This is a genomic window from Dickeya sp. NCPPB 3274 (assembly GCF_000406205.1).
GTDB lineage: Bacteria > Pseudomonadota > Gammaproteobacteria > Enterobacterales > Enterobacteriaceae > Dickeya > Dickeya fangzhongdai.
The window spans coordinates 1,577,687-1,602,725 of record NZ_CM001979.1; the positions used below are offsets into that span (position 1 = coordinate 1,577,687).

Annotated in this window: 12 protein-coding genes and 1 pseudogene; 9 read left to right on the forward strand and 4 right to left on the reverse strand. The window is 62.0% G+C overall.

The annotated features are described in order from the left end of the window. The first annotated feature begins 9 nt into the window (after positions 1-9). The 5 genes from DXX3274_RS07695 to DXX3274_RS07715 are packed head-to-tail and all read left to right on the forward strand — an operon-like array spanning position 10 to position 14,658. Positions 10-6,531 carry a non-ribosomal peptide synthetase gene (locus DXX3274_RS07695; protein WP_042859301.1) on the forward strand — a complete coding sequence of 2,174 codons (6,522 nt, stop codon included), beginning with the start codon at positions 10-12 and terminating at the stop codon, positions 6,529-6,531. After that, positions 6,531-11,084, forward strand: coding sequence for a type I polyketide synthase (locus tag DXX3274_RS07700; RefSeq protein ID WP_042859302.1), 4,554 nt, complete (start codon positions 6,531-6,533; stop codon positions 11,082-11,084). Before DXX3274_RS07695 ends, DXX3274_RS07700 begins: the two co-directional genes overlap by 1 nt. Further along, positions 11,081-12,592 (forward strand): condensation domain-containing protein, encoded by a 1,512-nt coding sequence (locus DXX3274_RS07705; RefSeq protein ID WP_050569827.1) that lies wholly within the window; start codon positions 11,081-11,083, stop codon positions 12,590-12,592. Before DXX3274_RS07700 ends, DXX3274_RS07705 begins: the two co-directional genes overlap by 4 nt. 16 nt (positions 12,593-12,608) lie before the next feature. Continuing rightward, positions 12,609-13,553: an ABC transporter ATP-binding protein gene (locus DXX3274_RS07710; protein ID WP_038918436.1), complete on the forward strand. Its 945-nt coding sequence runs from the start codon at positions 12,609-12,611 to the stop codon at positions 13,551-13,553. Beyond that, the gene (locus DXX3274_RS07715; RefSeq protein WP_042859303.1) at positions 13,546-14,658 is read left to right on the forward strand and encodes an ABC transporter permease; all 1,113 of its coding nucleotides are present in this window, start codon (positions 13,546-13,548) and stop codon (positions 14,656-14,658) included. Before DXX3274_RS07710 ends, DXX3274_RS07715 begins: the two co-directional genes overlap by 8 nt. Before the next feature lie 96 nt (positions 14,659-14,754). Here the strand turns inward: DXX3274_RS07715 and DXX3274_RS07720 are convergent, their stop codons facing one another. The 3 genes from DXX3274_RS07720 to DXX3274_RS07730 all read right to left on the reverse strand — a co-directional run bounded on the left by DXX3274_RS07720 (position 14,755) and on the right by DXX3274_RS07730 (position 20,523). Beyond that, complete coding sequence (locus tag DXX3274_RS07720; protein WP_042859304.1) at positions 14,755-15,786, reverse strand: S9 family peptidase; 1,032 nt, start codon at positions 15,784-15,786, stop codon at positions 14,755-14,757. 310 nt (positions 15,787-16,096) lie between these two features. Next, positions 16,097-19,240 carry an efflux RND transporter permease subunit gene (locus DXX3274_RS07725; protein ID WP_042859305.1) on the reverse strand — a complete coding sequence of 1,048 codons (3,144 nt, stop codon included), beginning with the start codon at positions 19,238-19,240 and terminating at the stop codon, positions 16,097-16,099. 20 nt (positions 19,241-19,260) lie between these two features. Then, positions 19,261-20,523: an efflux RND transporter periplasmic adaptor subunit gene (locus tag DXX3274_RS07730; protein WP_042859306.1), complete on the reverse strand. Its 1,263-nt coding sequence runs from the start codon at positions 20,521-20,523 to the stop codon at positions 19,261-19,263. A 134-nt stretch (positions 20,524-20,657) separates the two neighbouring features. On the opposite strand from DXX3274_RS07730, the gene DXX3274_RS07735 reads away from it, so the two are divergent. Together DXX3274_RS07735 and DXX3274_RS07740 are read left to right on the forward strand one after the other, a co-directional pair. Beyond that, positions 20,658-21,395, forward strand: a complete 738-nt coding sequence (locus DXX3274_RS07735; protein ID WP_050569828.1) for a response regulator — start codon at positions 20,658-20,660, stop codon at positions 21,393-21,395. Continuing rightward, positions 21,392-22,516, forward strand: a complete 1,125-nt coding sequence (locus DXX3274_RS07740; RefSeq protein WP_042859307.1) for an ATP-binding protein — start codon at positions 21,392-21,394, stop codon at positions 22,514-22,516. Before DXX3274_RS07735 ends, DXX3274_RS07740 begins: the two co-directional genes overlap by 4 nt. Positions 22,517-22,623: 107 nt before the next feature. Here the strand turns inward: DXX3274_RS07740 and DXX3274_RS07745 are convergent, their stop codons facing one another. Next, a complete protein-coding gene (locus DXX3274_RS07745) occupies positions 22,624-23,523 on the reverse strand; it encodes a LysR family transcriptional regulator (protein ID WP_042859308.1) in 900 nt (299 codons plus the stop codon). 156 nt (positions 23,524-23,679) lie between these two features. Here DXX3274_RS07745 and DXX3274_RS07750 point away from each other — a divergent pair. Together DXX3274_RS07750 and DXX3274_RS07755 are read left to right on the forward strand one after the other, a co-directional pair. Continuing rightward, positions 23,680-24,065: pseudogene (locus DXX3274_RS07750) on the forward strand (VOC family protein). A 68-nt stretch (positions 24,066-24,133) separates the two neighbouring features. Continuing rightward, positions 24,134-24,898, forward strand: a complete 765-nt coding sequence (locus DXX3274_RS07755) for a sulfite exporter TauE/SafE family protein (protein WP_042859309.1) — start codon at positions 24,134-24,136, stop codon at positions 24,896-24,898. Positions 24,899-25,039 lie beyond the last annotated feature (141 nt).

The following is a 25,039-nucleotide window of genomic DNA, read 5'->3' on the forward strand; positions in this document are numbered from 1 at the left end:
AGGCAAAACATGCAAGAGACCTTTTTTCAACACCCTGCATCTTTGGCGCAGAAGAGATTATGGTTACTGCAACAACTGGAACCGCAATCGGCCAACTACCATATTCCGACCTTGCTGGAATTGAACGGGCCGGTGGACCGGGCGGCGCTACAGCAATCGGTCGACTGGCTGGCGGCGCGCCATGAGTCATTTCGTACCGATTTCGCCTTTGAACAGGATGTCTTGTGGCAGCGTTGCCATCAGCACTGCGCGCTGCCGGTCGACTGGGTGGACGTGTCGGATTGCGATGACGCGCAGCAGCAACAGCGGGTGGCCGCCGAGCGGGACAAGAATATCGACCTGCATCAGGGGCCGCTGGCGCGTTTTACGCTGTTTGATTGCGGCGAACAGCGCTATCTGTTGCTGATGGTGCTGCATCACATCATCTCCGACGGTTGGTCGGCGGGCATCATCAGCCGGGAGCTGGCGGAAGGCTACAACGCCGCCCGCCGCGGCGAGACCCTGACCCGCCCGGAGCTGGATATCCAGTACATCGATTACACCGCCTGGCAACAGGAGGAGATGGCGCAGGAGAGCTATCGACAGTCGCTGCGTTGGTGGACGGAACGGCTGCGCGGCATTGAGCCGATTGCCTTTCCCACCGACCACGCCCGCCCGGCGCGCATCAGCACCCGCGGCAAAACCCTCGGCTTTCGTCTGCCCGGGGAGCTGAGCCGGAAACTGGCGCAGCTGGCGCGGCAGCGCAACAACACGCTCTATTCCACCCTGCTCAGCGCATTTTATCTGCTGCTGCACCGCTACAGCGGCCAGACCGATCTGGCTGTCGGTACGCCGGTCGCCGGTCGCGGCCAACTGGCGCTGGAAAACGTGGTGGGCTTTTTCGTCAATACGCTGGTCTACCGCATTGACCTTGACCGGGAGCAGCGTTTCGACCAGCTGCAGCAACAGGTTTTCGAGACGGTGCTGGCCGGGCTGGAGCACCAGCAGGTGAGCTTCGACCGACTGGTGGAGGCGATCAACCCGCCGCGCGACCTCAGTTATTCACCGTTGTTTCAGATCATGTTCTCGTTTGACGAATACGAGCAAAGCCAGTGGCGGTTTGACGGCATCGACAGCCAGCCGCGGGTAACGCTGGGCGAGCATGCCAAATACGACCTGACGTTATCAATGGAAAAACAGGGCGATGAACTGCTGGGCGCCTTCGAGTACAGCACCGACCTGTTTGACGACGACACCATCGCGCGTCTCAGCCGTAATTTCATGTTCCTGCTGTCGGAGATCGTCGCGCAGCCCGAGGCGCCGCTGCGCGCCTACCAGTGCGTGACGCCGGAGGAAAAGGCGCTGCTGTTGAATGACTGGCAGCGCGAGCGCGCCAGCCATCCGGTCACCGCCACGCTGCATCAGCAGTTTGAACAGCAGGCGGCGCGCCGCCCGCAGGCGGTGGCGCTCAGCGGTGAAAACGGTTTGCGCGTCAGTTACCGGCAACTTAACCGGCGCGCCAACCAACTGGCCCACTATCTGTTGAAGATGAAAGCGCAGCCGGGGGAGCATCCGTCGCGGGTCGGCCTCTGTCTGGAAAGGGACGACAACACGCTGGTGGCGATTCTGGCCATCCTCAAGGCTGGCATGACCTACGTGCCGATCGACAGCAGCCACGCGCAGGCGCGTATTCATTACTACGTGCAGGACGCCGGGCTGAACTGGGTGATTGGCGGCGAGCCGTTCCGCCATCTGTTCGCCGGGAGCGACGCCGATTTCATCAGTCTCGACAACGAAGCCGGGCTGATTGCCACCATGCCGGAAACCAACCCGGAGGTCGCCGTCACGCCGGATGACCTGGCGTATATCATTTACACCTCCGGCTCTACCGGCAATCCGAAAGGGGTGGAGATTCCGCACGCGAACGTGCTGCGGCTGTTCAGCGCCAGCGAACGCCACTTCCAGTTCGGTGAAACAGATGTGTGGACGTTATTCCACTCCTGCGCGTTCGACTTTTCGGTGTGGGAAATCTGGGGCGCCCTGTTGTATGGCGCCCGGCTGAGCGTAGTGCCCTATTGGGTGACCCGCACGCCGGCGCGTTTTCGCCAGTGGCTGGACGATGAGCGCGTCACGGTGCTCAACCAGACGCCGTCCGCGCTCTATCAACTGATTGCCGCCGATAGTCAGGCGCCGGGGCGATGCGATAGCCTGCGCTACATCGTGTTGGGGGGCGAGGCGCTGGAGCCGGCGTCGCTGCGGGCATGGTTCGACAAATACGGCGATGACCAGCCTGAAATCATCAACATGTACGGCATCACCGAAACCACGGTACACGTCACCTGGCGCAAAATCACCCAGGCCGATGCGCAGCAGGGCGGCAAAAGCCCGATCGGCGTGGCGCTGGATGACCTGCGCATCTATCTGCTGGACGCTCAGCGGAACCTGGTGCCGCTCGGCGCGATTGGCGAAATGTACGTGGGCGGCGCCGGGGTGGCCAGAGGCTATCTGCACCGGCCGGAGCTGACCGCGGAGCGCTTTATCCCGCTGCGGGATATTTTCCCGCCAGACCCGTCATCACAGGATCCATTACCACAAAATCAACGCGGCGAGCGGGTCTACCGCAGCGGCGATCTGGCCCGCTTCCATGCCGACGGTTCGCTGGAATACCTCGGTCGCAGCGACCATCAGGTGAAGATTCGTGGTTTTCGTATCGAACTGGGCGAAATCGAAACCACCCTCAAACGGCTGCCGCAGGTGGAGCAGGCTATTGTGCTGGCGCAGCGCGACGAACAGCAGCAGACCCGGCTGGCGGCGTACGTGGTCAGTGGCGAATCGTGCACCACGGAAATGCTGCGCGCCGGATTGAAGGAAACGCTGCCGGATTACATGCTGCCGTCGGTGTTTCACTTCCTGGAGGCGCTGCCGTTGACCACCAACGGTAAAATCGACCGGGCGGCGCTGCTGGCGCTGCAACAGGACCGGCCGCAGCTCGCCAGCGAATTCGTGGCGGCGCGCACCGAGGTGGAGCGTCGGTTGGTCGACCTGTGGCGTCAGGCGCTGCAACTCGACGCCATCGGCGTGCATGACAATTTCTTCGCGCTGGGGGGCGACTCGCTGCGCGGGGTGCAACTGGTGGGGCGCGCCAACGATCTGGACTGGAACCTGTCGCTGGTGGACCTGTTCCAGCATCAGACTATCGCCGAACTGGCGACGCTGATTGAGCAGACGCTGTCCGGGCAGCGCGGCGGCGTAGCGCGCACCGAGCCGTTCAGCCTGATTTCGGCGCAGGATCGGGCGTGGTTGCCGGATGAGGTGGTGGATGCCTATCCGCTGAGCCGTATGCAGGCGGGGATGTTCTACCACATGCAACTGACGCCGGACGCCAACGTCTACCACTGCACCGGCACCTCCCACCTGCGGCTGTCGCGGCCGTTCGATCAGTCGGCGTTCCGTCAGTCGGTGCAGGAAGCGGTGGCGCGTCATGACGTGCTGCGCACCGCGTTCGATCTGGAAAATTACAGCCAGCCGCTGCAACTGGTGCTGCGGCATGCCGAACTGCCGATCGTGTTTGAAGATTTGCGTCACCTCAGTGCCGACGAACAGGAAGCCCGCATCAAGGCGTTGCTGGAGTCGGAGCGGGTCACGCCGTTCGACCTGCTCAACCCCACGTTGCTGCGTTTCTTCATCTACCTGCGCGACGACACCAGTTTTCAGTTCACGCTCACCGAGTGTCACCCGGTGTACGACGGCTGGAGCTACCATTCGCTGATTGTCGAGATTTTTAACCGCTATGCGGCGCTGACCGGCGTCAAAGACTGGCTGCCGGACGCGAAAACCGGCATCGAATACCGCGATTTCATCGCTCAGGAACAACGGCTGATCAACGACCCGCTCCAACAGCAGTGGTGGCAAGAGAAGCTGGCGGACTGCACCTTGCTGAAACTGCCGCGTAAGGCGGGCGCTCAGGGGTACGCGGACATACCGCCGCGCCTGCGCTCGATATCGCTGACGCTGGACGCGGAGGTCTATAAAGGCATCCGCCGGTTGATGGCCAACCTGGCGGTACCGATGAAAAGCGTGTTGCTGAGCGCTCACCTCAAGGTGATGAGCCTGTTCAGCGGCGAAAACGACGTGTTGACCGGCATCCCCACCAACGGCCGTCCGGAGGCCAAAGGCGGCGATCAACTCTACGGCCTGTTCCTCAACATCCTGCCGTTCCGGCAGCAATTAACCGAGAACAGCTGGGGAGAATTGATCCGCCAGACCTTCGCCAACGAGAGCGGCATGATGCCGTACCGCAGTTTCCCGCTGGCGGACATCCAGCGGCAATTCGGCCCGCAGCCGCTGCTGGACGAAGTGCTGTTCAACTACATGGATTTCCATGTCTACGAACGCCTGTTGCCGGAGCTGGGGTTTGAAGTCGCCAGCAACCTCAATAGCGATGCGGTGCACGAAGGCACTCACTTTGCGCTCAATGTGCATTTCCAGCACTACACGCTCACGTCGTCGCTGGTCAGTAATCAGGTTTCCATCCAGTTGGACTACAACGAAAACCTGCTCAGCCATGAACAGGTACGGCATATGGCGGATTGCTACCGGGCAGTGTTCCGGGCGATGGTGAGCGACGAGCAGGCCATTCATACGCGTCAGTCGTTCCTGACCGATGCGCAACGGGCGCAGGTCGCGGCGTTCAGCCACGGCAAACCGGGCTATCAGGGAACGGATACGCTGGCGGCGCTGTTCGCCGAACAGGTGGCGCGTCAGCCGGATGCCACCGCGGTGATTCTGGACGAGCGGCGGCTGAGCTACCGACAGCTGGACGGCCACACCACGCAACTGGCGCACTGGCTGGCGCGGCAGGGGGTGAAAAAAGGCGATCGCGTCGGGCTGTGGCTGGGGCGCAGCATCGAGCTGGTGGCGGCGATTCTGGCGCTGACCAAGCTGGAGGCGGTGTACGTGCCGCTCAACAAGGAAGACCCGGTCGCCCGGCGTCATGAACAGCTACAGGACGCCAACTGCGTACTGATGCTGGCCCGCCAGGGCGACGAGGCGCAGGTGCGGCAGACGCCGGTGCCGGTGCTGTATCTTGGGGAACAGGGACCCTGGCTGTCGATGCCGCACACCGCGCTGCCGGTGTCGGCGGACAATGCGTTGCCTGCCTACGTGATGTACACCTCCGGCTCCACCGGCAAGGCGAAAGGGGTGCTGATTGGTCAGCGCGGCATTCTGCGGCTGGTCAGGGAAGTGGATTATGTCGAGCTGGAGCCGTACCAGCGTTTTCTGATGCTGGCGGCGGTGAGTTTCGACGCCTCTACGCTGGAGATGTGGGGGCCATTGCTCAACGGCGGCGCTATCGTCATCTACCCGCATGACGGCGTGGATATTCCCCGGTTATCGCAGTTGATTCAGCAGCACGAGGTGGAATGCCTGTTCCTGACGACGTCGCTGTTCAACCTGTTGGTGGATGAACAACCGCAGGCATTGCAGGGCGTCAGGCAACTGCTCAGCGGCGGCGAGGCGATGTCCGCCAGCCACGCGGCGCGCATACAGGCGCTGTACCCGCAGCTGGAGCTGGTGAACGGCTACGGTCCGACGGAAAACACCACCTTCACCACCTGCTATCGCTACCGGGCCGACGCGGTGAACGACGCGCAGGGCATTCCTATCGGCCGCCCCAACCCCGGCAACGAGGTGCTGATTCTGGACCGCTTCATGCAGCCGGTGCCGGTTGGCACGCCGGGCGAACTGTACATCGGCGGCGATGGTCTGGCGCTCGACTACCTGAATCAGCGCGAACTGTACGACCGGTTGTTTGTGGCGCATCCGCAGCAACCCGGCCGTCGCCTGTACAAAACCGGCGATCGCGGCCGCTGGCTTGAAGACGGCAACATCGAATACCTCGGCCGTCTGGATAACCAGAACAAGATTCGCGGTTATCGCATCGAACTGGGGGAAATCGAGTCGGTGCTGTGCCAGCACCCCGGCATCGAACGCGCCGCCGCCGTGGTGGTGAGCGATGGGCCCAAAAAGCAAATCGTCGCCTGTGTGGTTCGACTGGCGGACAGCCAGCCCGACAGCCACGCGCTGCGCACCTTCCTGCTGGAGCGCCTGCCGCGTTACATGGTGCCGGGCCGGTTTAGCTTTGTCGATTCGCTGCCGCTGACCATGAACGGCAAACTGGACGTGGCGAGCCTGAAACAGAGCCTGCAGGCGCCCGTCACCCTGAAACCGCAGAGCGACCCGTTAGTCGGGACGATTCAGGCGGTGTGGGCGGAGGTGTTGTCCATCCCGTTGCCGGATCAACAAGAGAACTTCTTTGATCTGGGCGGCGACTCGCTGCTGCTGGCGCGGGTGCACCTCAAGCTGGTAGCCAGCGGCTTCCCGCAGCTGAGCGTGCTGGATCTGCTGAATTTCACCACCATCGAACAACTGGTGCAGCACATCCGGGGCGATAAGGCGGCGCAAACGCGGGATCGCCAGCAGGTGGAAAGCAGTATTCAGGAAGGGCGGCGCCGTTTGTCCGCGTTGCAGGCCAAAAGGAGTATGGGGTAATGGAGAACGTGCAATCAACCCACGGTTATGAACTGGCGATTATCGGTATGGCCGGGGTATTCCCCGGCGCTGACGATGTGGCGCAATTCTGGCGGAATCTGGTGGAGGGGGTGGAGTCGATCCGCACCCTGAGCGATGAAGAGCTGGACGCCGCCGCCATCCCTGCGGCGCTGCGTCAGCAGGAAGATTATCTGGCGCGGGCGGCGGACCTGGCGCAACCCTGCGCGTTTGATGCGGCGTTTTTTGGCTATTCGCCGCGGGAAGCGGAAGCGATCGACCCGCAACAGCGGGTATTTCTGGAAGTGTGCTGGCATGCGCTGGAAAACGCCGGTTACGCGCCGGACAAGTTTGACGGGCAAATCGGCGTTTATGCCAGCAGCGCCGAGAGCAGTTACCTGATCCATTGTCTGATGGACCGACCTGACGTGCTGCGCCATGTGTCGCTGTCGGAACTGCAAAACGGCAACAACCGCGATTTTGTCTCCACCCGCGTGGCGTACAAGCTGAATCTGCACGGCCCGACGATGACCATCGGCGCGGCCTGCGCCAGCTCGCTGGTGTCGCTGCACTTCGCGTGTCAGGCGTTGCTGATGGGCGAATGCGATATGGCGCTGGCGGGAGGGGTGCATATCGGCATGCCGGATAAAGGCGGCTACCGGTTCGGCGACAGCGGAATCCTGTCGCACGACGGTCATTGCCGCCCGTTCGACGCCGACGCCAGCGGCATGATTGGCGGCGATGGCGCGGCGACGGTGGTTATCAAGCGGTTGCAGGATGCGCTGGATAGCGGAGACACCATTACGGCGATCATCAAAGGTTCGGCCATCAGCAACGACGGTTCGCGTAAGCTGGGTTTCAGCGCGCCGTCGGTGGCAGGGCAGGTGGATGCCCTGCAACGGGCGCTGCTGGCGGCGGACGTGCCGGCCAGCAGCATCGGCTATATCGAGGCGCATGGCACCGGCACCCATCTGGGCGACCCGATCGAGGTCAAGGCGCTCAAGGAGGCGTACCAGATTGACCACCCGGTGCCGCAAAGCTGCGCTGTGGCGTCGGTGAAAGCCAATATCGGCCATCTCGATTCGGCGGCGGGCGTGACCGGGGTCATCAAGGCGGCGCAGATGCTGCGCTACGGCTATATTCCGCCCGCCATCAGCTTTACCCGTCTTAACCCGGAAGTCGTGCTGGACGGCACCCAGTTCTATATCCCGACCGAAGGCAAAGCGTGGGGCGGCGACGAGGTGCGCCGCGCCGGGGTGAGCGCGTTCGGCATCGGCGGCACCAACGCCCACGTCATTCTGGAGGAGTCGCGCTTTGTCGGTTCGTCCGGACCTGCGCCGCAGACGCAATTGCTATGCTTTTCCGGCCATACGCCGACCGCATTGCGGGACAACATCGCCCGTTTTCATTACTGGTTCGCCTCCACGCCGCAGGCATCGCTGGCCGATGCCGCTTATACGCTCCAGCAGGGGCGTAGCGATCTGCCTTATCGCTACAGTCTGGCGGTGGAAGGCCGTGAGCAGGCGCTGTCGCTGCTGGTGCAGGCCAGCCCGGCAACGGCTAAGGTCGCCAAAGAGAAAAAGGCGTTGGTGTTCATGTTCAGCGGGCAGGGTTCGCAGTACCCCGGCATGATGGCCGGGGTTTATCAGCAGGCGCCGGTATTCCGTGAAACGGTGGACCGCTGCGCTGCCTTGCTGCATCCGTTGCTGGGGTTGGATATTCGCCCGTTGTTGTTTGAGGCCGACGGGCAAGACCAGGACTCACCGTTGTACCAGACCCGCTTTACCCAACCGGCACTGTTCGTCGTCGAATACGCCCTGAGTCGCCAGTTGATGGACTGGGGGATCGTGCCGACCGCCTGCATCGGGCACAGTATCGGCGAATACGTGGCGGCGTGTCTGTCCGGGGTGTTCAGCCTGGAGGATGCGCTGACGCTGGTGAGCCGTCGCGGCGAACTGATGAACGCCATGCCGCCCGGCACGATGCTGGCGCTCTCGATGCCGGCGGCGCAGGCGCGTGAAGCGCTGATTGACGGCGTGACGCTGGCGGCCAGCAATGCGCCTGGGTTTTGCGTGGTGTCCGGCCCGGCCGAGGCCATTGACCGCATGGCGCAGCGCATGGAAGAAAACGGCGTTGAAACCAAACGGCTGCATACGTCCCACGCATTCCATAGCCCGATGATGGACGGCTGTCTGGAGGCGTTCCGGCGCGTATTCGACAGCGTGACCCTGCAGGCGCCGCAACTGCCGTTTATCTCCTGCCTGACGGGCGACTGGGTGAGCGATGAGCAGGCGACCGACCCGGATTACTGGGTGCGCCAGCTGCGCGAACCGGTCGCTTTCAGCGAGGGGATCGCCAGCCTGCTGGGTTACGGCTCGTCGCTGCTGGTGGAAGTCGGCCCCGGCAAGGCGCTGACCGGGCTGGCGACGCTGCAACTGGACGGCGATCGCTCGGAGAGTCGCGTGCTGGGCATGCAACCCGATTTTCGTCACCGCGAGAACGATTATCGCCAGTTGCTGAGCGCGCTGGGGCAGCTATGGCAGTGGGACGTCAAGCCGGACTGGCGCGCGTTCTACCGTCACCAGTCCCGTTGCCGTATCCCGCTGCCGGGCTATGCCTTTCAGCGTCAGGTGTACGATCTGTCCCGGCTTGCCGCCGCGGCGACAACGCCGTCGTCGCAGGCGGCTCCGACCGGTCAGCGCCTGCCGCTGGAGCAGTGGGCCAGCCAGCCTTGCTGGCATCAGAAACCGCTCAACGCCGCGCCGCGCGTGACGTGGAGCGGTCGCGGCATCGTGCTGTTCATGGATAAAACCGGACTGGCGGAACGGCTGGCCGGGCAACTGGAACAGCAGGGCGCGCAGGTGTGTCGGGTAACGGCGGGCAAACGTTTTAGCCGTAGAAATCCGCTGAATTGGGTGATCGAACCCAACGCGCCGCAGGATTTAGCGGCGCTGGCGTCCTCGCTGGCGAAGCAGAAATTCCCGCTGGATCACCTGATCCTGTGCTGGCCGGTGTCACGCCGGGCGTTGCCGGTGCATACCGCCATCGGTCACTACGAAACCCTGTTGAGCATTGCCCGCCAGTTTGCCGGCGCCGAGCGCCAGACGCCGCTGTTGCTGCATGTGGTGTCGAATGGACTGCATGCGGTGACGCCGACGGATCGTTGCGACCCGGCGCGTTCGCTGCTGGTGGGACCTTGTCGGGTGCTGGAAAAAGAGTTCGAGCAATTGGTGTGCCGCAGCATCGACATCGATGCGCCGTCGCGCGTGCTGTTTGCACCGGCCTTTGACCGCAATCTGGCGCCGTTGCTGGCGGAGCTGGGCGCACCGGGCGACGAACCGTTTGTCGCGTTGCGCGGCGGTGCCCGCTATGTCCCGAGTCTGGAGCAGGTGGTGGCCGAACCGGCGGACGAGGCGCAACTGCCGGTGCTGACCCACGGCCGTTATCTGCTGACCGGCGGTTTCGGCGGCATCGGCATGACGGTGGCGCAGTGGCTGGCGCAGCACTACCGGGCGCACGTCATTCTGCTGGGGCGCGGCGACGTACCGGCAGAATCACGCTGGCAGCAATGGCTGGACGAACACGACGACCGTAATGAGAAATCGCTGAAAATCAGGCAGCTACAGAAAATTCAGCAGTTGGGCGGCACAGTGACGGTGATCGCCGCCGATCTGGGTAACGCCCGTCAGGTGGCCCAGGCGCTGAAAGCGGTCACTCACGCCCACGGCGCTATTCATGGCGTGTTCCACTGCGCCGGGGTGGCGGATGGACGCCTGATTCAGCAGCGTACCCCGGCGGATTCGCTGGCGGTGTTCAAGGCCAAGGTGTGGGGCACGCTGGTGCTGGAGCGCTACTTCCAGCGCCGCCCGCTCGATTTCTTTGTGCAGTGTTCGTCGCTGGCGGCGGCGGTCGGCCCGATGGGCCAGGTGGCCTACTGTTCCGCCAACGCTTATCAGGATGCCTGGGCCACCGCCCGCAGCCGTCGCAGGACGTACACCCGTTACCTTTCCATCGGCTGGGACTCCTGGCAGGAAGTCGGGATGGCGGTGGACAGCCTGAAAAAATGGAACAGCGGCGACACCGAGGCCGTGATTCGTCACGGCATCCGACCGCAAGAGGGCTGCGAACTGCTGGCCCGGCTGCTGGTTCGTCAGGCGCCGCAGTATGTGGTATCGACGCGCGGGCTGCCGCTGCCTGACGCCGATACCCCGGCTGAGGACGACGCGCCGGCGGAGGAAAACGGGCAGGAAACCAGCCTGTACCCGCGTCCGCCGCTCAGCAACGCCTATCTGGCGCCCCGTGACCACATTGAGCAGACCATCGCCCGCATCTGGCAGGAAAAAATGGGGCTGGGACCGATCGGCGTTGACGATGACTTCTTCGAACTGAACGGCCATTCACTGATGGCGGTGCAAATCATCGCCCAGATCAAGCAACAGCTGAAGGTGGCGTTCCCGGTGGGCTTTATCTATGACTATCCCACCATCGGCAAACTGGCCGGGCAGGCGCGATTGCGTCAGGAATCGGCCCAACCGGCGCTGGAGGCGAGCGTATGAGTAGCCTGAATTCGTTTTCGGCGTCATCGGAGCATGTCGTGAACGCGGCGGTTGCAGGGGCGGCGGTGCCGCTGGTGTATGCCCAGCACTGTTTCTGGTTTGTGGCGATGACGCTGGGGGACACCGCCAACAATCAGTCCGGTATTTTGATTGAAGGCGACCTGCAACCGGAACTGCTGGAAAAAGCGCTGAACTGCCTGATCCACCGGCACAGCAGTTTGCGCATGGCCTTCAGCCACTGGACGCCGGTGCAACAATGCCGGGCGTTCCACGGCTTTGACCTTTCGGTGATCAAGCTGGATGGGTGCGGTGAAGAGGAGCGTCGCCAGCGTATTTCAGCCGTGTCGGCAAGGTTTATGGCGCAGCCGTTCGCGCTGGATAAGCCGCCCCATCTGCGGGCGCAATTGTTCCAGTTGCAGCCGCAACGCTACCTGCTGCTGTTGAGTATGCCGCACATCATTGCCGATGGCGGCGCCTTTCACCTGTTTGAACAGCAGTTATGGCAGGTTTACTCGGCGCTGAACGCCGGTCGCACCCCGCACGATAATCAGGACGCGACGCCGATTGAGCAGTGGGTAGCGCAGGAGCGTGTGCAAAGCGACGAGGAGCTGCGGGCCGAGCTGGCGTTCTGGCGTCAGCATCTGGCGGGCTATCGCTACGCCCACTTTCCGCTGTCGTTGATCAACCAGCAGCAATTGATCGACCACCAGTGCGATATCCCGCTGGCAGACAGCGATATGGAGCGCATAAAGCAGCTGGCGCGCCAGCACCGCATGAGCGTGCAGATGGTGCTGCTGGCGATCATCGGGCAGGTGGTGCATCAGTTGAGCGGCGAGTCGCGTTTTGCCCTCAATTCGGTGCTGGAAGGGCGCAATCAGCCGGGGTCCGAGACACTGATGGCGCCGCAGTTGCGCGCCATGCCGGTGCCGATGGATTTCAGCCGGCAGCCGGATCTCGCCGCTCTGCTGGAGCAGGTGCGGCAGAATGTGCTGCAAGCCTATGAGCATATGCACTCGTGGAGCCTGCCGATCGGCATTCTGGCCCGCCAGCGCTGGTCGCACAGCCCCCGGTTTTTGGTGACCGGCATCGAATGGTTGAGCCGTCTTTATTGCGGCATCGCCCGCAAGGCCCGGCTCTATCCGCGCTTTCTGGCGGATTTCCTGTTCATGGAACCCAAACCGCCCCGCTGGTGGTGGGCGCGCGATCCGGCGTGGCGGGCCAAAGGCGTGGCCGACCCGCTGATCAACATCAACGTGTTGCAGGATGCCTTCAAGACCGACGCGCCGCAGGCGCAGTCGGCAACCCTGGCTATCAGCCACTGCCGGGAATCGGACTATTTTACCGATGCCGACATCGCCACCCGCTGGGAAAGCGACACCATCAATATCTACATTACCCGCGGGGTCGACCGGCAGTTAAAACTGCACATCACGTGCTGCTGTTTTAATCAGGACGGCATGGATCGTTTTTTACAGCTGCTTCGTCAACAGCTCTCTTCCCTTGGTTAAATGGGCCGGACATTCAATGGATATGAAACAGAAAGAGAAAGTGATCGAGTTTGATCAGGTGGTGAAAACCTACAAGGACCATCAGGCACTAAAAGGGGTTTCGCTGGATGTCTACCGCGGCGAGTTTCTCGGCCTGCTGGGGCCGAATGGCGCGGGCAAAACCACGCTGGTGGAAATTCTTGAAGGGTTGAAACAGCCGGACAGCGGCAAGGTCAGGATTTTGGGCAAGAGCTGGAGCAGAGACAAGGACTGGCTGCGCCACCGCCTGAGCGGGGTGCTGCAGGAAACCCTGTTCATCAACAAGCTGAAAGTGGAGGAAACCCTGTCGTTGTTCGCCAGCTTTTACCGTTGTTCCCGTCAGCGCATGAAAGAGGTGATGGAGATGGTGGAACTGACGGCAAAACGTAAAACCTATGTGGAAGGGCTGTCCGGCGGCGAGCGCCAGCGGCTGGCGTTGGGGGTAGCCATTCTCAATGAACCGGAAATCATGATTCTGGACGAACCGACCACCGGGTTGGACCCGCGTATTCGCCACGATACCTGGGATATTTTGCGCAAGCTGAACAAAGAGAATAACGCCACCATGATTCTGACCACGCATTACATGGAGGAAGCGGAATACCTGTGCGACCGCATTTGCATCATGAATCAGGGGGAGATCCTCACCCACGGCACCATGGACGAACTGCTCAGGAAACACTGCGTGGGTGAGGTAATTGAATGCCGGGCCTCGCATCCGGAACGGTTGCAGACGTTGCATCAGCACCCCAAAGTGCTGCGTTACCACTATGACGCCACGACGCATCGCATCAATTTGCTGACCTTTAACGCCACCCAGTTTCTCGGCGATTTACTGGCGATAGCGAGCGAAGCGCGTACCGACATCATCGAACTGGTGGTGCGGAAAAAAACGCTGGATGACCTTTTCATGACGCTGGCGGGCAGGGGGTTCCATGAATAATGCACTGTTTTCGTTGATGCTGACGCAGTTTCGTCAATACTTCCGCGAACCCCAGATTCTGTTCTGGTCGTTCGGGTTTCCACTGCTGCTAGTGTGGCTGCTGGGGGTGTCGTTCTCGATGCAGGACATTCCGGAACGGCATATCGGCATCCTGTTGCCGAAGGATGCCGGGCAACAGGCGCAGATCCGCGCCTGGGGGCAGACGCTGACGGAAAAACCGCATGAAATCGCCTCGATCGTCAACCGGGCGGAGGTGAAGCGGGAGAATACGATCAAAATCAAGTACACCGTTAATTACTATCAGGATTACAACGACATCATTCTGGCGCTCAAACGCGGTGATATTCAGATTATCGTGGAAACGCTGACGGACAAGGACCAGACGCAACGCCGTCTGTATTATCTCGATCCGCAGAATAGCGAAGCGATGCTGACTTACTACCTGCTGAATGAATCGGAACAGGCGTTCGGCCAGGCGGTGGCGCAGAATCTGTCGGTGCTGGATACCCCCGGCTTGCGATACATCGATTTTCTGGTGCCGGGATTACTGGCGATGGCCATCATGGAGACTTGCCTGATCGCCGTCGGCTGGGCGCTGGTGGAGAAACGCATCACGCGGGTGACGCGGCAGATGTGCATCACGCCGATGAACCCGTCCATATTCCTGCTGGCGCACATCCTATCCTGCTTCATCATCAATTTTATCGAGATCCTGATTATTTACTGGTTCGCCAAAATCTATTTCGATGTCAGCATCCAGGGGCAGTTTGGCGCGTTCCTGCTGCTGAATCTGGCCGGTAATCTCTGCTTCTCGGGGATTGCGGTGCTGGCGGCGTCGCGCGCCAAAAAAGCGCAGACAGCCAACGGCTTGCTGGAAGTGACTATTCTGGTGCAGGTGCTGGTGTCCGGTATTTTCTTCAGCTACAAGAATTTTCCCGGCGCCGCTTTCATCGACCTGTTGCCGCTGACCATGCTGGCGAACATGATGCGCCGGGTGTTCATCGAAGGCGCGGATGTGGTCGCCGTGTTGCCGACCGCCGCCGTGCTGTCGGCGATTGGGCTGGTCAGCTTCGCGGTCGGCAAGCGTATTTTTCGCTGGTATTGATAGTGACAACCCGGCCTTGTCATCCGTTTTTACTTAAGCGGTTTGTCAGCAATCTGAGGCGCTATTGCGCCTCAGTCTTTATTGCCGCAGCCCTTATTATTGCGGGCAGCGGGTATCGGCAATAAAACGGGTTTGGTCGGCGAGATAACCGGCGGTGAAAATCTGGCGCGGGAAAAATAATCCCAGCGTCCAGGATTTTATCAGCGACGCCTCTACCGATTTATCAACCATATTATGGGTTGACGGCGGGTAATATTTTACCGTCAGCTGTCCCGGTCGCGTTAATAACGCCTGATAGATGTTACGGGTGTTATTAACGTCCACGTTAATATCTTTCCCGCCCAGCATTAATAATACGTTGGTATGTATATTTTTCAGGTCGTCGGTGGCGTCGGCCTGAAAGTTTTTCTGAATGAACGTCCAGCGATCCGGCGTTAAATCGATTTTCCCCGGCATATCCTGCTGATATTGCGCCAGCGTTTTTCCCTGCTGTAAATAACGCAGAATGATCGCATTGCGCGATACCGCCTGTTCAATCGCCTGTGCGGATGCGTGCTGGTCCTCCATGCTGGCGATGGTGTTGTATTGCCCCTGTTGCAGCCAGTTGATGGCGGGAGAAACCGCAATCATGAAACAGACGGCCGGGTCGAGGCGCGCGACCTTGGGCAGCACCCAGCCGCCCTGACTGGCGCCCCACAAACCGATGCGCGTGCCGTCCAGTTGCGGGTTGGCTTGCACCCAGCGAATGGCGGCCATTACCTCGTTGGCGCGGTCGTCCATATTTTGCAGCAGCCAGTTGCCCGGCGCGCCGCCAACGCCGGGTTTGTTCCACGACAGGCTGGCGTAGCCCGCTTTGGCGATCGCTTCCCACATCGGGCGATAAAAACCGCCGTGGGTCGCTTCAATCGGTCCGTCGCCGTGCACGAAAATCACCACCCCCGGCTTTTGGCCGGGCGGCAGCGTGGCCGGCATCGCCAGAATGGCGTTCAGCGGTTGTGTCGGGGTGGGGATAACGACTTTCTCTTCCCGTATTTTGTAATAGTTCTGATAGAGCAGAAAACTGAGCAGGGTCAGCGCGATGGCACAGGTAATGGACATCCAGCGAGGCAGACGAAAAAATTTATCCATGATTTTTTCAGTTCAGCGTCAGGGCAAAGGAACAACAGCGTAAATGATTTCGACGCACCGGGGAACGTGTATTATGCGACATGTTGCTCTCCTTTATAAAATTAATATATACCCGTCATACTTCAAGTTGCAGGTGCGTTGGCTTTATTACTCGTCCATCCATATTTCTTTATTCATGGTTTCTTTCCGTCACCTTGTCGGCGCGGTGGGGACATGCGGTTGAGGGATAAAACCGATGCCCCGTTTTCCGCGTCATTGCCAGCGCGGTGGCCTGCCGGTTGTGCCGACAGACCACCGTCGCCGCAGTGGATTAGCCTTTGTCCGGCGCCGTCAGCGTTTTCATGGCCCGGCGGGCTTCGCGCCAGCGGTCATAGCGTTCCTGCACGCCCATGACCGCCACGAAGAACACCGGCACGAAGAACACCGCCAGCACGGTGGCGCTGACCATACCGCCGAACACGCCGGTGCCGATGGCGTGCTGGGTTTCCGCGCTGGCGCCTGACGCCACCATCAGCGGCACTACCCCCAGCGCAAACGCCAGAGAGGTCATCAGGATCGGGCGCAGGCGCAGGCGCGCCGCCGTCACCGCGGCGTCGACCAGCTCATGTCCCTGTTCGCGCAGCTGTCTGGCGAACTCGACGATCAGGATGGCGTTCTTGGCCGACAGCCCGATGACGGTAATCAGCCCTACCTTGAAGAACACGTCGTTCGGCATATCGCGCAGGATGACCGCCAGCACCGCGCCGAGCAGCCCCAGCGGCACCACCAGCATTACCGACAGCGGAATCGACCAGCTTTCATACAGCGCCGCCAGCACCAGAAACACCACTACCATCGACAGCAGCAGCAACATCGGCGCCTGCGCGGCGGATTGCCGTTCCTGCAACGACTGCCCGGTCCATTCCACGGTGAAGCCGGGCGGCAACTGCGCCGCCAGCCGTTCCATCTCCGCCATCGCCGCGCCGCTGGATACGCCCGGCGCGGCGCTGCCGGAGATTCTGGCCGCCAGGAAACCCTGATAGCGCGTCAGTTGCAGCGGGGTGTCGCTCCAGACCGGCGTCACCACTTCTTTCAGCGATACCATGCCGCCGGCGGTGTTGCGTACATACAGTCTGAGCACATCGTCCAGTTGCATACGCGCCGGCGCATCGGCCTGAATGATCACTTGTTGCATGCGGCCGGCGTTCGGGAAGTCGTTCACGTACAGTGAGCCGATGGCGGCTGACAGCGTATCGCTGAGGGTACTGAACGACACGCCGAGCGCTTGCGCCTTTTGGCGATCGATATTCAGCCGCACCGTGCTGCCGGGCGGCAGGCCGTCCGGGTAGACGCCGGCGACGAGGTGGCTCTGCGCCGCCAACTCCAGCAGCCTGGCCTCCGCCGCCTTGAGCGCGTTGTAACCCTGACCGGCGCGGTCTTGCAGACGCAGGGTAAAGCCCGACGAGGTGCCCAGCTCATCGATCGCGGGCGGCATCAGTATCATGGCGGTGCCTTCGCGAATCTGCGACATCGCCTGCTGAGCCTGCGCCACTTCGCCCTGCGCGGTGGCGCCGTCGCGTGCCGACCAGTCCTTCAGCGTGGTGAACGCCATCGCTGCATTGGGGCCGGAGCCGGAGAAGCCGAAGCCGAGAATCGACATGTTGGACGCGATGCCGGGGCGCGAGGCGACGTGCTGTTCGTAGGTTTTGACTACGTCCAGCGTACGCGCTTCGGTGGCGTCCGACGGCAGTTGAATCGAGGTCATAAAGTACCCCTGATCCTCTTCCGGCAGGAAGTCGGACGGTAATTCCCGGAAAATCCACGCCAACGCGCCGGTCAGCGCGGCAAACAGCAGCAACATGCTGCCGGAACGGCGCAACAGCGCGCGGGTGCCGGCGGCGTAATGCTGCGTCAGTTGTTCGAAGCGGCGGTTAAAGCCGCCGAAAAAGCCGCGTTTCTCATGATGACCGTCGGCAACCGGCGTCAGCAGCGTGGCGCACAGCGCGGGCGTCAGCGTCAGCGCCAGAAACGCCGAGAACAGGATCGATACCGCCATCGACAGCGTAAACTGCCGGTAGATGACCCCCACCGAACCGCTGGCGAACGCCATCGGGATAAACACGGCCGACAGCACCAGCGTGATGCCGATAATCGCGCCGGTGATCTCCTTCATCGCTCGGGTGGTCGCCGCTTTGGGCGACAGCCGTTCCTGCGCCATCAGCCGCTCAACGTTTTCCACCACCACGATGGCGTCATCCACGATGATGCCGATCGCCAACACCATGCCGAACATCGTCAGCACGTTGATGGAGAAACCGGCCGCCAGCATCACCGTGAAGGTACCGAGCAGGGCGATAGGCGCGACAATCGCCGGGATCAGGGTATAACGCACGTTTTGCAGAAACAGGTACATCACCAGAAACACCAGCACCATTGCTTCGGCCAGCGTTCTGACCACCTGCTCGATGGAGATTTTGACGAATGGCGCGGTGTTGAACGGCAGCGAATAGCTCATCCCGGCGGGCATGGACGGTTTCAGCTCGGCCATACGCTGAGCGATCGCGGCGGCGGTACGCACCGCATTCGCGCCCGGCGCCAGTTGAACGGCGGCGGCGGTGGCGTCCTTGCCGTTTTCACGCACGGAAAAGCCGTAGGATTGCGCGCCCAGTTCGACGCGCGCCACGTCGGCCAGCACCACCTGCGAGCCGTCCTCCCGGGCGCGCAGCACGATGGCGGCGAATTGCTCCGGGGTTTCCAACTGCCCTTGCACCGTCAGCGGAATGGTCACCTGTTGTCCCGGCAGGGTGGGCGCGTCGCCGACCCGTCCGGGGGCGATTTGCGCGTTCTGCTGGGCGATGGCGGTCGACAGGTCGTTCATGGTCAGACCGTAGGACAACAGCTTGTTCGGATCGACCCAGATGCGCATCGCCTGTTCGGCGCCGAACAGCTGGACGCGCCCGACGCCGTCGACCCGGCGCAGTTCCTCGACCACGTTACGCGCCATGTAGTCGCTCAGCGCCACCTGATCGTAGCGTCCGCTGTCTGAGGTCAGGCTGACCAGCAGCAGAAAGCCCGATGAGGCTGACTCCACCTGCAACCCGTTTTGCCTGACCGTCTGCGGCAGCCGGGGCTCGACCGATTTGATGCGGTTTTGTACGTCCACCTGCGCCAGCTCCGGGTCGGTACCCGGCTTGAAGGTGATGTTGATCTGCGCCGAGCCGGAGGTGTCCACCGACGACTCGAAATAGAGCAGGTTTTTGACGCTGGACAGTTCGCGTTCGATCAGCCCAACCACCGCATTATTCATGGTTTGGGGCGTCGCGCCGGGGTAAGAGGCGATGATGGACACCGTCGGCGGCGCCACCGACGGGTAACGGGCGATCGGCAACTGGGGAATGGCGATGGTTCCCAGCAACACGATGAACAGGGCGATCACCCAGGCAAATACCGGGCGATGGATAAAAAATTGCGGCATGGTGCATGGCTCCTTTGCGGTTAGCGTGACGCCACGTCAGTGGCGGACGGCACCTTTTTCCAGTGCTGGGTCGTCACCCAGGCGCCGTCGCTCAGTCTTTCCCCGCCTTCGATCACCACCTGTTGGCCGGCGCTGAGTCCGGCGCGGATGCGATACTGCCGGTTGACCAGCTCGCCCAGCTCGACCGCGACGGCATGCGCCTTGTTCCGCTCATCAATGACCCAGATTTTGGCCTCGCCGGCGTTGCGCGTTACCGCCTGCTGCGGCACCAGCAGGGCGTCGGCGTGGTGACCGAGTGGGACGCGGGCGCGGACGAACATGCCCGGCAGCAGTTGCCGCTGCGGGTTGTCCACCAGAATGCGCAGCAGTACGTCGCCGGTGCCGGCGTCCACATTCACGCCGGAAAACAGAATGCGCGCCGACATCGGGTAGGGCTGGCCGTCGCCGCGCAGGATCACCGCCGGTACGCCGTCGCCGCCGTGGTCGCGGCTGGTCAGCATCTCCCGCAGTCGCTCCAGCGAAGAGGCCGGTTGCCGCACATCGACATAGACCTGATCGATCTGCTGGACCCGCGCCAGCGGATTGCTGTCGTTGGTGCTGACCAGCGCGCCTTCGGTGATCAGCGCCTGATCGATGCGGCCGGCAATGGGGGACTCGACGGTGGCGAAGGTCAGGTCAAGCTGGCGGCGCGCCAGCGTGGCGCGCGCCTGCGCCACATCGGCGGCGGCCTGGTCGCGCTGGGCTATCGCATCGTCGTAGGTTTGCTGGCTGATGGCGCCGGTGCTGAGCAGCGGCTTGAGACGGGCGACCTGAATTTGCGCCCGGTTCAGCACCGACTGGGCGCGCTGCAGCGCCGCGCCGGCGGTATCGACGTCGGCTTTGAACGGCGCGGGGTTAATCTGGAACAGCGGCTGTCCGGCGCGGATCTCGGCGCCCTGTTCAAACAGCCGACGCTGGATGATGCCGCCTACCTGCGGGCGGATCTCCGCCGTTCGCACCGCGGCGACCCTGCCGGGTAGATCGTCGGTCAGGGTGACGGGCGCGGGCGTGGCGGTCAATACGGTGACCCGCGCCAGCGGCGGTTCGACCGATACATTGGTTTGGTCGCAACCGGTCAGCAGCATGCCGACCAGCGCCAGCACCACGCCGTGGCGGCACAGTTGCTTAAGTGAAACGGGTAGACGGGTGGTTCCGCCGTTCGGCGCCGCCTGACCGGGCGTCGCCAGAAGCAGGGCCGACAGAATGCAGGCGGCCGGGTATTGATACGGTTTCTTGGTGTTCATATCACGTGGTAATCCCTGTTTACCGGCCATAAGGAGGCCAGACTGCGGGAGTGTGCGCTCGCTGTGTGCGGTTTCCGTTGGGGAAAGATGGAGATATGATGGAGAACCTGCATTTTTTTATTATGAGCTGACCGATGACCGTTCATACACAATCCATGCCGATGGCTGACGACACCCATGGATTGGTGCTTATCGCCGAAGATGAGCCAGAAATCGCCGATATTCTCCGGGCTTACCTGACACGCAGCGGTTTACGCACCCTCCATGCCGCGGATGGACGCAAGGCGCTGGAACTCCATCTCTCCATGAAACCGGATCTGGTGCTGCTGGATGTGCAGATGCCGCAGGTCGATGGCTGGCAAGTGCTGGCGGGGATTCGTCACCGCGGCGATACCCCGGTGATCATGCTGACCGCGCTGGATCAGGATATCGACAAGCTGACGGGCTTGCGGATTGGCGCCGACGATTACGTGGTCAAGCCGTTCAACCCCGCCGAAGTGGTGGCGCGGGTGCAGGCGGTGCTGCGCCGCGCCGGTCTGCGCGCCGAGCGTCAGCCGCAGCGCTTCCTGCGCACCGGCATCTTTCAGATCGATCTGGAAAACCACGAGGTGGTGGTGGAACTCAATGGCGTCGCCCTGCCGCTGGAGCTGACGCTGACCGAATTCCGGCTGATCGCCCATATGGCGCGTGCGCCGCGCCGGGTTTTCAGCCGTGAGGAACTGCTGGTTTCCTGCCTGCCGGAAGGGGATTCGCTGGAGCGTACGGTGGACAGCCACATCAGCAAATTGCGTAAGAAACTGGAGCGGTTGGGGTTGGCCGGCGTGCCGTCCAGCGTGCGCGGCGTCGGCTACCGGCTGGGGGAGGCGACATGAAGCCGATGGGCAGCCTGAGCCGCCAGATTGTGCGTTCCATGACGCTGCTGGCGCTGTCCGTCACCCTGCTGATGGTGGTGGGTTCCTACATCTTCTATTCGCTGATGTTGGCTATTTCGCCGGAAAGTCTGTCGCTGAACGATCAGTTGATGCCGACGACGATGGAGTGGTTCTGGATGGTGGGCACCACGCTGCTGGCGCTGGTTATAGCGGTGGTGCTGGCTATCCGGCTGGCGCGCCGCATTCTGGTGCCGCTGAATTCGGTGGCGCACAGCCTGCGCCAGATCGCCGAAGGCGAACTGAACGTGCGCGCCGAAACCGACGATTATTCGCTGGGTGAAGCGGCGTTGCTGGTGCGCGACTTTAATATCATGGCGGAGCGGCTGGAGCGCATGGCGCAGGAGCGGGCGTTCTGGAATGCGGCCATCGCGCACGAACTGCGCACGCCGGTCACCATTTTGCGCGGCCGGTTGCAAGGGTTGACCGAAGGCGTGTTCGAACCTGACATCGGGCTGTTTCGCAATTTGCTGACGCAGGTGGAAGGGCTGGGGCGGCTGATTGAGGATTTGCGGGTGGTGGGGCTGGCGGAAAGCGGTCATCTGGAGCTGCGCTGGACGCAAACCCGCCTGTCTGACGAGGTGACGGCGGTGGTGAGCGCGTTCGAGCCCGCGCTGCAAAGCGACGGGTTTACCCTGTCGCTGGCGCTGGAAGACCAGGTGGTGCAGTGTGACCCGGTGCGGATTCGTCAGGCGCTGCTGGCGTTGCTGGAGAATGCGCAGAAACATGCCGACCCCGGCCGGTTATGCATCCGGGCGGGCGTGGAGGGCGGGCGGGCGTTCCTGAGCGTCGAAGACGGCGGCCCCGGTATCGACCCGCAGTTAGCCGATCAGATTTTTGAGGCGTTCCAGCGCGGCGAACAGTCGCGCGCGGGCAACAGCAAAGGCAGCGGGCTGGGGCTGGCGGTAGTGCAGGCGATTGCTCAGGCGCACGGCGGTCAGGCGAGCTGCTATCCCGCGCCATCCGGCGGCGCATTGTTCGAGCTGCGCTGGCCGGCGGCTGGCCGCATCAGCGGACTGTCGTCCGGCGGGCCATCGATTGGCGGGCAATCGACTAGCGGATAATCGATTAGCGGGCCATCAGGGGCGGTCTGACGGCAGCGACGCGCCGGTGGCGATGCGGCGGGCGATCGCGGATTTTTATACCGATGTGGCGGCCCCGCCGGCATGATTTAAACCGGCTGGCGCAGGTGCGCCAGCAAATTGGCGGCTTCGGGCTGCAACGTGGCGCCTGACTTGATGCCGAGCCACAGCTTGCGGGTGGCCCAGCCATCGGTCAGACGGATCGCGTGCAGCCCCACGCCGAGGATTTCCGGACGGATTGCGCCTTCGGGCAGGATGCTGATGCCCAGCCCGGCTTCGATCATGCGGCACACGCCGTCAAAGCTGCTGACCTGAATGCGCAGACGCAGCATTTTTCCCTGCTCTTCGGCGGTGTCCTGTAACAGCTTCAGCAGCGAACTGCCGTTGTTAAGACCGACGAAATCGTACGGCAAGGTGTCGGCAAAGGTGATTTCCCGGTGTTCAGCCAGCGGATGGCGGGGCGACACCAGCACCACTAACTGGTCTTCCCGGTACGGGATCTTTTCCACGCCGGGGGAAGGCACATTGTCGGCGAAAATGCCGAGATCGGCCTGCCCGGTGAGCAGCGCCGTCACTACGGTTTCGCTCAGCTTTTCTTCCAGATTGATGCGCACCAGCGGATGGCGCTGCAGGAAATGCGCCAGATCCTGCGGCAGAAATTCGATGATGGCCGAGGTGTTGGCCCAGATGTGCACATGCCCGCGCACGCCGGCGGCGTAATCCTGCATCTCGCCGGCCATGCGCTCCACGCTGCTCAGCACCTGACGGGCGTGGTGTACCAGCTCTGTTCCCGCCGCCGTCAGCGCCAGACCGCGCGGCATACGGATGAACAGCGTGCAATCGACGGTGCGCTCCAGCTCCGCCATGCGTTTACTCAGGGCCGACAGCGTCATGTGGAAGGCTTCGGCGGTCTTGGTCAGGCTGCCGATTTTGGCGACCTGCAAAAACAGGCGTAATGACTGCAGGTCAAAATGCGCGGGATTGATCATGGGAAGGCGACGGTCCTCGAAAGCACAGGCATCACAGCGTAGCACACCGGCGACCCTTTCCTGCCAGGAAAGGGTGATTGACGATTGAGGAATTATCAAAAGGGTCGCCTGCGCCTAGGATGTCATCATATTGTCTCAATTACAGGAAACGCGTTGTTGATTAGTCATATTGACCATATTGTGCTGACCTGCGTGGATCTGGCGGCGACGCAGCGCTTTTATACTCAGGTGCTGCAACTGCGGCAGGAAACTTTCGGCAACGGCCGCATCGCGTTTTGCTTCGGGCGACAGAAAATCAATGTCCACGTCAGCGGAGCGGAGTTTGCGCCGCACGCTCATGTGCCGGCGCGCTGGATCTCTGTTTTATCGCCAGCGAGCCGCTGGAGCAGGTGATGGCGCATTTGCAGCGCTGCAACTGGCCGATTATCGAAGGGCCGGTGGAGCGCACCGGCGCGACCGGGAAAATCCGGTCGGTTTATCTGCGCGACCCTGACCTGAATTTGATCGAAATTGCGGAATATCTCCGCCATGACGTGGTTTGATCATAGAAGACGCTTTTGATTCGATTCATGATTTCTAAAAACGATGTAACAGGATGTAGTCGCTGTTTATGACCAGTTTGCTGATGACCAATGTGGTGTTGTGTTTGATTCTGGGGATGGGACTTGGGGTGTGCGGCGGGATGCTGGGAATTGGCGGCGGGCTGATCGCCATTCCGGTGCTGGGGATGCTGTTTGGCATGAACCAGCACCTGGCGCAGGGAACGGCGTTGATCATGATTACCCCGAACGTGCTGATCGGTTTTCTGCGCTACCGGCAGCGCAACAAGATCGATACCCGCATGACGCTGATGCTGTGCGCCTTCGCCACGGTGTCGGCCTATCTCGCCGCGCATATCGCCTCGGCCATTCAGGTTGATAATTTGCAAAAGGCGTTCGCCATTTTCCTGCTGGTGCTGGCGGCGTATTACATCTGGCAGTGGATCAACAGCCAGCGCAGCCGTAAGCCGACTTCGGTATTGTCCAACCGCTACCTGCCGGCGCTCGGCGTGGCGAGCGGCTTTATGTCCGGCATTTTCACCGTCGGCGGCGGGCTGGTGGTGGTGCCGGCGCTGGTGACGCTGTTCGGTTTCACCCAAACGCAGGCGCAGGGCATCGCGCTGGCGCTGGTGGTGCCCGGCGCGCTGGCGGCGTTGGTGTCTTACACCCAGGCCGGCAATGTCGACTGGGCGACCGGCATCCCGCTGGCGGTAGGCGGCATTCTGAGCGTGTCGTGGGGCGTGGCGCTGGCGCATAAGTTGCCGGTGGCGGTATTGCGGCTGGCGTTCTGTCTGGTGTTGGTGGGCGTGGCGCTGGTGATGCTGGTGGCGAAATAACGCGCCGGGAACGGCGTCTGACGGGTGGCGAAGTCCGCCCGTTGCCGCTACAATCCGGTCATCGATTAACCTACGGATAAAAATAAGGAGGACCATCATGCTGCGCTGTGAAATGTTTAACACTTCACATCCTTTTGGCGA

Coding starts and splice junctions, on each gene's coding strand:
- DXX3274_RS07705 (WP_050569827.1), top strand. CDS start 11,081: ATGAGTAGCCTGAATTCGTTTTCGGCGTCATCGGAGCATGTCGTGAAC.
- DXX3274_RS07740 (WP_042859307.1), top strand. CDS start 21,392: ATGAAGCCGATGGGCAGCCTGAGCCGCCAGATTGTGCGTTCCATGACG.
- DXX3274_RS07725 (WP_042859305.1), bottom strand. CDS start 19,240: ATGCCGCAATTTTTTATCCATCGCCCGGTATTTGCCTGGGTGATCGCC.
- DXX3274_RS07730 (WP_042859306.1), bottom strand. CDS start 20,523: ATGAACACCAAGAAACCGTATCAATACCCGGCCGCCTGCATTCTGTCG.
- DXX3274_RS07745 (WP_042859308.1), bottom strand. CDS start 23,523: ATGATCAATCCCGCGCATTTTGACCTGCAGTCATTACGCCTGTTTTTG.
- DXX3274_RS07700 (WP_042859302.1), top strand. CDS start 6,531: ATGGAGAACGTGCAATCAACCCACGGTTATGAACTGGCGATTATCGGT.
- DXX3274_RS07755 (WP_042859309.1), top strand. CDS start 24,134: ATGACCAGTTTGCTGATGACCAATGTGGTGTTGTGTTTGATTCTGGGG.
- DXX3274_RS07715 (WP_042859303.1), top strand. CDS start 13,546: ATGAATAATGCACTGTTTTCGTTGATGCTGACGCAGTTTCGTCAATAC.
- DXX3274_RS07710 (WP_038918436.1), top strand. CDS start 12,609: ATGGATATGAAACAGAAAGAGAAAGTGATCGAGTTTGATCAGGTGGTG.
- DXX3274_RS07720 (WP_042859304.1), bottom strand. CDS start 15,786: ATGGATAAATTTTTTCGTCTGCCTCGCTGGATGTCCATTACCTGTGCC.
- DXX3274_RS07695 (WP_042859301.1), top strand. CDS start 10: ATGCAAGAGACCTTTTTTCAACACCCTGCATCTTTGGCGCAGAAGAGA.
- DXX3274_RS07735 (WP_050569828.1), top strand. CDS start 20,658: ATGACCGTTCATACACAATCCATGCCGATGGCTGACGACACCCATGGA.